Raw genomic sequence first — 6,860 nt, 5'->3', positions numbered from 1 at the left:
GCTTTAACCATCATACGGGCTCAAAGCGAAAATATCCCGGCACTGGCACCCTTGCTGGATGCCTATAGGGTATTCTATCAGCAAGATCCGGACATTGAGGCGGCCACTCAATTTTTAAAAGAAAGATTCCATAAAAACGATTCCGTTTTGTTTGTAAGTCTGGAAAAAGATAGGCCAACAGGATTTGTACAATTGTATCCAAGTTTTTCTACCGTTTCATTACAACCCATTTATATATTAAATGATCTCTATGTAGACAAAGCATATAGAAAATTGGGAATTGGCGAAGCCCTGCTACGCGCTTCACAAGAATTTTGTCAAGAGATGAAGTATAAAGGATTGGCGCTTGAAACTGCCTTTGACAACCCTGCCCAGACATTGTATGAACGTTTGGGATGGCAAAAAGATGTACACTGTTTTCATTACTTTTGGACAGCAGTCTGAGAGACATTCCAATTAAAAATACACAAAGAGCAATGCGAATTGATATTATTACTGTTGTTCCGGAACTATTGAATAGTCCGTTTGAAGCCTCCATCCTAAAAAGGGCTATTGACAAAGGATTGGTAGAAATCCATATTCATAATTTGAGGGACTATTCCCTGGGAAATTACAATCAGGTAGATGATTATCAGTTTGGGGGTGGTGCAGGAATGGTGTTAATGATAGAGCCCATTGATAAGTGTATCGGACAACTGAAGTCGGAACGAGAATACGATGAGGTCATATATCTTAGCCCGGATGGTAAAACTCTAAATCAGAAAATGGCGAATTCCCTGTCATTGGTAAACAATATTATTTTGCTCTGCGGGCACTATAAAGGAGTAGATCAACGCGTCAGAGACACCCTAATTACAAGGGAAATCTCCATTGGGGATTACGTTTTGTCTGGCGGGGAACTGGGTGCAGCAGTTCTTTGCGATGCCATTATCAGGCTTCTACCCGGGGTCCTGAACGATGAAACATCGGCCCTCACGGATACCTTTCAGGATAATTTACTGGCTCCCCCTGTTTATACAAGACCAAGGGATTACAAGGGCCTTGGGGTACCGGAAGTACTTCTTGGAGGTAATTTTAAGGCTATTGAGGACTGGCGTGAGGAACAGGCCTATGCCAGAACACAAAAACTCCGACCCGATCTTCTGGAGTAAACCAAGCTGCCTTATAAATTAAAAAAATGGGGCAAAATGCTTGTAAGTATTAATTTATCAACTATTTTTGCAGTCGTTAAAATCAACCTCTGACGATATCCGTGAATGTTGGCTTTATAAAACTTTAAATCATTTAATTAGATGGAATCCTTAATAAAATTTGTTCAAGACGAATTTGTTCCAAAGAAAGATTTTCCAGAATTCTCTGCTGGTGACACCATTACGGTTTACTATGAGATCAAGGAAGGTGAAAAGACACGTACTCAGTTTTTTAGAGGTGTCGTTATTCAACGCAGAGGTGCAGGTGCTTTAGAGACCTTCACTATCCGTAAAATGTCTGGTACGGTTGGGGTAGAAAGAATTTTCCCTATTAACATGCCTGCATTACAAAAGATCGAAATCAACAAAAAAGGAAAAGTAAGAAGAGCCAGAATCTTCTACTTCAGAGGTCTTACCGGGAAAAAAGCCCGTATCAAAGAGATCAGATCCTAAATACAACATACCTTTATTAAAAAACCCTAACGCTATCGTTAGGGTTTTTTTATACCACCCTTTCCAAGTGGGTTGTAATCTATATGCTATTAGCGTTTTTATCTTCAAAGGCTAAAATGGTCTTCCTGATAATTGCCACACAATCCAAAAGTTGATCCTGGGTCATCACCAAAGGAGGTGCAAATCTGATTATGTTACCGTGTGTTGGTTTAGCCAACAATCCGTTCTCTTTGAGAGCCATGCATATGTCCCATGCCGTAGAACTATCCTCAGAATCATTGATCACAATGGCATTTAACAAGCCTTTGCCCCTAACGAGTTGTACCAGCGGTGATTCTTTGACAAGTTTCTCCATTTCCGCACGGAACAGATTCCCTAAAGTATCTGCATTTTCGGCTAAGGATTCCTCCCTTACAACCTCCAGAGCAGCCATCGCAACCGCACAGGCCAGCGGATTTCCACCAAAGGTAGAGCCGTGGTTTCCAGGTCTAATTACTTCCATAATGTCATTATTTGCCAACACCGCAGATACAGGAAAGACACCGCCGGAGATAGCTTTTCCCAAAATTAATACGTCTGGTTTTACGTCCGGGGTTCCGCTGCAATTCTTATCAGCACAAGAACAATTTCCGCAACTGGCCAATAACCTGCCGGTACGTGCAATTCCGGTTTGCACTTCGTCTGCAATAAAAAGCACGTTCTTAGACTTACAAAGAGCAAATGCCTCTTCCAGGTATCTTTCATCAGGAACATAGACACCCGCTTCTCCCTGAATAGGTTCCACCAGAAAGGCAGCTACGTTAGGATCATCTAGTACCTCTCGCAGGGCATCCAGATCGTTGTATCGGATTGAAGTGATTCCCGGAGTAAACGGACCAAAATTTTCTGTGGCCACAGGATCATTTGATGCTGAGATAATAGAGATGGTGCGACCGTGGAAATTATTTTGACATACGATGATACGAGCTTTGTTATCCGGGATCCCCTTTTTCTCATAACCCCACTTCCTGGCCAGCTTCATGGCAGTTTCAACCGCTTCGGCTCCTGTATTCATGGGCAACACCTTATCAAAACCAAAATAAGAGGTCAGGTACTGTTCATAAACCCCTAGCATATCATTGTAAAAAGCCCGCGAAGTTAAGGTCAACTTCTCGGCCTGTGTTTTCAAAGCGTTAATGATCTTAGGGTGACAGTGACCCTGGTTGACCGCAGAATAAGCAGACAGAAAATCATAATACTTATTTCCTTCAACATCCCAGACAAAGACACCTTCGCCCCTGCTTAATACTACTGGTAGCGGATGATAGTTTTGGGCACCAAATTGTTCCTCTAGAGCAATGGCCTCTTTAGAGCTAATTTTTTCTAAGACAGACATTTTAAAATCGATTTAAGTAAAACTTTATCAATTCCTTCTTTGGGAGAGAAATCATCCTATGCAGTGCTACAAAATTACAAATAATTAGGACTTCAAAAAAAATTATAACCTCCTAAAAAAAAGGACATTATGGCTTTTTTTACCAGGAAATAGGAAATTTGAGAAATACGACCCTCCCCTATCATCAAAAAGATTTTACCTTTGCGCATGCGCAAAAAGAATACGAGGCAGATCTTCGAAAAGATACCGGTAGTAGGTGCCGGTGCAAAAGGAAAATCGATTGCCAAAGCTCCAGACGGAAGGGTCATTTTTGTTAAAAATGCCGTTCCAGGTGACGTGGTAACCATACAGACCACTAAAAAAAGAAAAGCTTATTTTGAAGGCATTGTTACCCATGTTCATGAATATTCGGACAAACGCACTACGCCGGTTTGTAAACATTTCGGACTGTGTGGAGGCTGCAAATGGCAAAACATGTCATATGAACATCAGCTGATTTTCAAACAAAGTGAGGTAGAGAATAATTTAAAGCGAATTGGCCATCTTGAATTTCCGGAAGTTTTGCCCATAATAGGATCAAAACAACACTTTTATTACAGAAACAAAATGGAATTCTCTTTTTCCGATTCCAGATGGCTTTATCCCGAAGAACTAAAACAGCAGGAGCCTATCAGGGATAAAAATGCCCTTGGTTTGCACATTCCAGGGATGTGGGATAAGGTACTCGACCTGAATGAATGTCATTTACAGGCCGATCCCTCCAATGCGATACGACTCGAAATAAAACGCTTCGCAACGGAAAAGCAACTCCCATTCTTTAGTCCCCGGAGTCAGGAAGGCTTTCTCAGAACCCTTATGATACGTACTTCTTCTACGGGAGAACTCATGGTGCTGCTTCAATTTGCAAAAGAGGACCAGGACATGCGTGATTTGATCCTGGATCATATTCGCATAACATTTCCTGAGATAAGCTCGCTGCTTTATGTGATCAACCTAAAACAAAACGACACCTTATACGATCAGGAAATTCATCTTTATCACGGAAGCGATCATATTTGGGAAGAAATGGAGGGTCTAAAATTTAAGATAGATGCTAAATCCTTTTATCAGACCAATTCGGCCCAGGCCTATGAACTTTACAAAGTAGTTAGAGATTTTGCCAATCTCCAGGGCACTGAACTGGTTTTTGATCTGTATACCGGTACAGGAACCATTGCTCAGTTTATTGCAAACAAAGCCCGTAAAGTAATCGGTATTGAAGTGGTCCCTGAAGCTGTAAAAGCCGCTGTGGTGAATGCGGAAGTTAATGGTATTTCTAATACTGAGTTTCTAGTAGGTGATATGAAAACTGTGCTAAACAATACGATCACCGCTACATACGGTGTCCCCGATGTGTTGATCACAGACCCACCCAGGGAGGGAATGCATAAAGAAGTAGTGGAACAACTCCTTGCCATGGGCCCTAAACGCATTGTCTATGTAAGTTGCAACAGTGCGACACAGGCACGCGATCTCAGCTTGCTGAAGGCCGATTACGAGATCCTGAAAGTGCAGCCCGTGGATATGTTTCCACAAACTCATCACGTAGAAAATGTTGTACTTTTGGAAAAACGTAACATATAGAATGAGTATTAAATTTTCAATGGTAGGGAGGCCGGTTTATAGTTTTGGTATAAGTAGTATAGGCCTGCTCTTACTGTTTGTTTTTATAGTGATCTCTGCTTGTGAAAAAGACGATATCTGTGTTGATGGAGATACGCCATTATTAATCATCCGTTTCTATGACGCAGCCGACAGTGTTACTTTAAAATCTGTGGCTTCGCTCAGAATAATTGGCATTGGAAATGGTGAGCCCCTTACTACCTTTACCGATCGAAGTTCCAGAGACTCTGTTGCTATTCCTTTAAGGATCAACGAAGCGAACACACAGTTTCAGATAATACTTAATTCGGATGGAGAAGACAATACCGAAACTGGTAATATAGATACCCTACAATTTAACTATGAAACCAATGAGGTTTTTGTTTCCAGAGCTTGTGGATTTGTGGCCAATTACGAACTGGCCTCAAATTCGTTGACCTCTGATACAGACAATTGGATACAGGGAATAGAAATTATCAATGCTGCTGTAACCTCACAAGTCAACGCCCATGTTAAGATATTCCATTAGTATTTTAATCTTATTTGGTTTCTCTATGGTTTATTGCCAGTCGGGCCCAATCGATCTGCAGCCAAAAGATACCCTAAGCTACAAACAGCCCTATGGACTCCGGGCGGGAATTGATCTGAGCAGACCTGCTTTGTCTTTTTTTAATTCGGATTATACCGGACTCGAAATTGTGGCCGATTACCGTTTAACAGAGGTGCTTTATCTGGCCGGGGAGCTAGGGAATGAAAAAAAGACCCAACAGGAAGAACTGGCTAATTTGACCATCGCGAACAGCACACCTCTTTATAATTATACCACCTCAGGAAGTTATATAAAGCTGGGCGTAGACTACAATACCTATGAAAACTGGTACGGGATGAACAATTCTATTTTTATAGGAGGAAGATACGCCTTTAGCACCTTTAGCCAAACTCTCAATGATTCCTTTATTTATGATAGTAACCGTTACTGGAATCCGGGACAATTTGCCGATGGTAGCCTGAATAATGCAGAATTTAGCGGTCTTTCGGCCAGTTGGTTAGAATTTCTGGTAGGAATTAAGACCGAACTATTTGCGAATATTTATCTAGGAGCAAGTGTGAGATTGGGGTTTTTGGTAAGTAATACTGAAGACAGTGCTTTTCCAAATCTATGGATCCCCGGGTTTAACAGAGTTACCGATGGTAGTAATTTTGGCGTAGGCTACAATTACAGTATTTCCTACCTGGTACCGCTGTATCGAAAGGCCAAGAAACCAAAACCTAAGACCGCGACAGCCACTCAATAATGCTACAAAAGATGAAAACTGTCAGTTAGTTTTGTTTGAGCTGTGAATCAAGCCTTATCTTTTTCTATGTACTTTCCCTTCTTACTCCCTTCATACATTACGTATTTAACCAGTTTAGATTCCAAATGGCTATTAAAGACCTTTATTTTTCTCGAAGGTCGCAAGCCAACAAACTTCAGGGCTTCCAGATTGGAGGTGATGAACCAGGCATCCGTTCCAGGATATTGTCTTTTCAGGGTATTTCCGATAGACGCGTAAAACTCCTCCATTTCAATGTTTAATCGTTCGCCATAGGGAGGATTAAATACCATATGCAGATGATTTTTGGTGAACTTTTCTGATTCGAAGAAATTTTGCTGTAGTATCTCAATATAATCCGATAGGTTGGCATTGGCCACGTTGTCCTTTGCTTTTTCAATGGCCGATGGGGCCTTGTCATATCCTATGATCTTATAATGAAATTCCCGGGTCTTCTGCAGACTGCTGCTTACTATTTTATCGTATAAGTCTTCATCAAAATCTGACCATTTTTCAAAGGCAAAACCCTTTCTGTTGATATTGGCCGGGATATTACACGCGATCATGGCGGCCTCGGTCAACATAGTTCCACTTCCGCACATAGGATCCAGAAAATCGCATTGACCATTCCATCCGCTGTGTAATAATAGTCCGGCTGCCAGTACTTCATTGATAGGAGCTATATTGGTGGCGGTCCTGTAACCGCGGTGATGCAAAGAAGCACCGGAACTATCGAGGGCCACATTGCATTGATCTTTCTGTATATGGATATTGATCCGCATGTCGGGGGTTTTTATATCCACATCGGGTCTTTTCCCTTCCTGATCTCTGAATTTATCCACAATAGCGTCCTTGGTTTTTTGTGAAACATACAAGGCATGGGTAAAG

Annotated in this window: 8 protein-coding genes; 6 read left to right on the top strand and 2 right to left on the bottom strand. The window is 41.6% G+C overall.

The features are described from left to right. The 3 genes from WBM49_RS14125 to rplS all read left to right on the top strand — a co-directional run. The coding region (locus tag WBM49_RS14125; protein ID WP_424372691.1) for an N-acetyltransferase family protein at positions 1-444 on the top strand (444 nt) is incomplete at its 5' end. A gap of 32 nt (positions 445-476) precedes the next feature. Then, the gene (trmD, locus tag WBM49_RS14120) at positions 477-1,151 is read left to right on the top strand and encodes a tRNA (guanosine(37)-N1)-methyltransferase TrmD (protein WP_424372690.1); all 675 of its coding nucleotides are present in this window, start codon (positions 477-479) and stop codon (positions 1,149-1,151) included. Positions 1,152-1,292: 141 nt separating this feature from the next. Then, positions 1,293-1,643: a 50S ribosomal protein L19 gene (gene rplS, locus WBM49_RS14115; RefSeq protein WP_424372689.1), complete on the top strand. Its 351-nt coding sequence runs from the start codon at positions 1,293-1,295 to the stop codon at positions 1,641-1,643. A gap of 79 nt (positions 1,644-1,722) precedes the next feature. Here rplS and rocD read toward each other — a convergent pair whose 3' ends face one another. Continuing rightward, positions 1,723-3,018: an ornithine--oxo-acid transaminase gene (gene rocD, locus WBM49_RS14110; RefSeq protein ID WP_424372688.1), complete on the bottom strand. Its 1,296-nt coding sequence runs from the start codon at positions 3,016-3,018 to the stop codon at positions 1,723-1,725. Positions 3,019-3,225: 207 nt separating this feature from the next. Between rocD and rlmD the strand changes: the two genes are divergently transcribed. From rlmD to WBM49_RS14095, 3 genes are read left to right on the top strand one after another with little or no spacing between them, the layout of a single operon-like run. After that, positions 3,226-4,641: a 23S rRNA (uracil(1939)-C(5))-methyltransferase RlmD gene (rlmD, locus tag WBM49_RS14105; protein WP_424372687.1), complete on the top strand. Its 1,416-nt coding sequence runs from the start codon at positions 3,226-3,228 to the stop codon at positions 4,639-4,641. Position 4,642: 1 nt separating this feature from the next. Then, on the top strand, positions 4,643-5,188 hold the full coding sequence (locus tag WBM49_RS14100; protein ID WP_424372686.1) for a DUF6452 family protein: 546 nt from the start codon (positions 4,643-4,645) through the stop codon (positions 5,186-5,188). Then, a complete protein-coding gene (locus WBM49_RS14095) occupies positions 5,169-5,954 on the top strand; it encodes a DUF6048 family protein (RefSeq protein ID WP_424372685.1) in 786 nt (261 codons plus the stop codon). Before WBM49_RS14100 ends, WBM49_RS14095 begins: the two co-directional genes overlap by 20 nt. Before the next feature lie 47 nt (positions 5,955-6,001). On the opposite strand, the gene WBM49_RS14090 is transcribed toward WBM49_RS14095, so the two are convergent. Then, positions 6,002-6,860 (bottom strand): THUMP domain-containing class I SAM-dependent RNA methyltransferase (locus WBM49_RS14090; protein WP_424372684.1); only part of this gene is annotated, 859 nt, incomplete at its 5' end.

This window comes from Muriicola sp. (assembly GCF_049669965.1).
GTDB lineage: Bacteria > Bacteroidota > Bacteroidia > Flavobacteriales > Flavobacteriaceae > Muriicola.
This window is presented reverse-complemented; position numbering and strand designations above follow the sequence as displayed.